This is a genomic window from Micromonospora sp. M51 (assembly GCF_018070305.1).
Classification (GTDB): domain Bacteria; phylum Actinomycetota; class Actinomycetes; order Mycobacteriales; family Micromonosporaceae; genus Micromonospora; species Micromonospora parva.
The window spans coordinates 1-1,804 of record NZ_JAGPXZ010001018.1 but is presented as its reverse complement, the minus strand read 5'-3'; the positions used below and the strand labels follow the sequence as shown (position 1 = coordinate 1,804).

Here is a 1,804-nt window from a genome sequence, read left to right as displayed (position 1 = left end):
CGCCAGCACCTACCTGGAGGCCGTCGGGCACGTGGTGATCGCGTGGATGTGGTTGGAGCAGGTGCTGGCGCTGCCGCCGGAGGGGGCCGGCGACGCGTTCCACGCCGGCAAGCGGCAGGCCGCCCGCTACTTCTTCACCGTCGAGCTGCCCCGCACGGGGCCGCAGTTCGACCTGCTGGAGAGCCGGGACCGGACGACGCTCGACATGCGGCCGGACTGGTTCTGACCGGTCAACGTCGTCGGGACTGGTGGTTCATGGCCTGCCGCCCCTTGACGACGCCCCAGACGATCACGATCACCAGTGCGATCACACCGATGATGACCAACCAGCGGACCGCTTCGAGAAACAACCCGAGCAGGATCAGGATACCGGCGACCACGCCGACGACCCAGAGCAGTGCACGCATGTCGACCTCCCGTAACCGGCCGCGCCTGGTGCGGCCGACCCGGGTACACGTTCCCCGTCCGGCCGGCACCATGCCGATTGATCGACTCGGGTTCCCCGCGGTGGTGGGCCCGGCGCGCCGCGACACCTTGAGGTCCTGATGCGCGGGTCGATCCGGGGCGCTCAGCCGTCGGCGCGCGCCACGTAGACGGTGTTGGCCGACTCGCCACCGGTCAGCGGGTTGGCGAACGGCACGACGTGCGCCCGCACGTCCACGAACACCTCGGTGAGCGACGCGGTGAACTCGGCGTCCGGCGGGTCGTCCGACCAGAGCGCGAAGACACCCCCGGGCCGCAGCAGGGCGGCCAGGCGGCGTAAACCGGCCGGCGGGTAGAACGCCGCGTGGCTCGGGTGCAGGACGTTGCGGGGGGAGTGGTCGACGTCGAGCAGCACGGCGTCGAAGCGTCGACCGGGCACCTCGCTGTCGAAACCGGTGTCACCGGCGACCGCCGCGAAGAAGTCGGCCTGCACGAAGCGGGTACGGGGGTCCTCGGCGAGCCCCGCCGCGAACGGCAGCAGCCCGCGCCGGTGCCAGTCGATCACGTCCTCGATCGCCTCCACCACGAGCAGTGAGCGCACCCGGGGGTCGCCCAGCGCCGCGCAGGCGGTGTAGCCCAACCCGAGACCGCCCACCACCACGTCGAGCGAGTCACCGGTCACCTCGGCGAGGCCGAGCCGGGCCAGCTCGATCTCCGCGACCGGGAAGAGGCTGGACATCAGATACTCGTCGTCGAGCTTGACCTCGTACACCTCGACCTGGAGTGCCGGGTCCCGGCGCCGGCGCAGGCTGATCGCGCCGATCGGAGTCTCCCGCCAGGCCAGCTCTTCGAAACGCGCGCCCACGGGTGCCCTCTCGCCGCCGGATTCGTCCCCGGATGGTACCGGTTGCCCCGCCACCGACGGCCACGCAGGGTCCACGGGACATCGACGCAGCGCATATCCTGTGCCCGGCCGATCCACCGGAGGGGACTCATGCCGTCGCGGCAGGACCAGCTGCACTCCTACCAGTTCAGCGTCCAGCGGGCGGTCGCCGCCCTGGTCATGCGGGAGACCGATCCCGCGCAGTCGCCGTTTCGGCGGCTGGCCGGTGCCGGCCTGGCCAGCGTCCTGGTGGCGGCGATCGGGCTCGGCGGTTTCGCCCTCTACGGGCTGTTCGCCGGCGGCGGCAAGGGGTGGCGTGACCCGGGCGCGGTGATCGTGGAGAAGGAGTCCGGCGCCCGGTTCGTCTACCGCGAGCAGAAGCTGCACCCGGTGCTCAACTACGCCTCGGCGCTGCTCATCGTCGGCGCGGACCGGTCGAAGACCGTGCTGGTGTCCCGGCGCACGATCGACGGGGTGCCGCGCGGGCTCCCGTTGGGC

At 71.7% G+C, this 1,804-nt stretch carries 4 protein-coding genes; 2 read left to right on the top strand and 2 right to left on the bottom strand.

Features of this window, described 5'->3' with window-relative positions; translation table 11 throughout:
* The coding region (locus KBX53_RS31975) for an acyl-CoA dehydrogenase C-terminal domain-containing protein (protein WP_210863551.1) at positions 1–226 on the top strand (226 nt) is incomplete at its 5' end.
* 4 nt (positions 227–230) lie between these two features.
* Here the strand turns inward: KBX53_RS31975 and KBX53_RS31970 are convergent.
* Positions 231–407 (bottom strand): hypothetical protein, encoded by a 177-nt coding sequence (locus KBX53_RS31970; RefSeq protein WP_167337342.1) that lies wholly within the window; start codon positions 405–407, stop codon positions 231–233.
* Between the two features lie 161 nt (positions 408–568).
* Complete coding sequence (locus KBX53_RS31965; protein WP_030336355.1) at positions 569–1,288, bottom strand: spermidine synthase; 720 nt, start codon at positions 1,286–1,288, stop codon at positions 569–571.
* Positions 1,289–1,417: 129 nt separating this feature from the next.
* Between KBX53_RS31965 and KBX53_RS31960 the strand changes: the two genes are divergently transcribed.
* A partial coding sequence (locus tag KBX53_RS31960) for a type VII secretion protein EccB (protein ID WP_210863549.1) occupies positions 1,418–1,804 on the top strand: 387 nt, incomplete at its 3' end.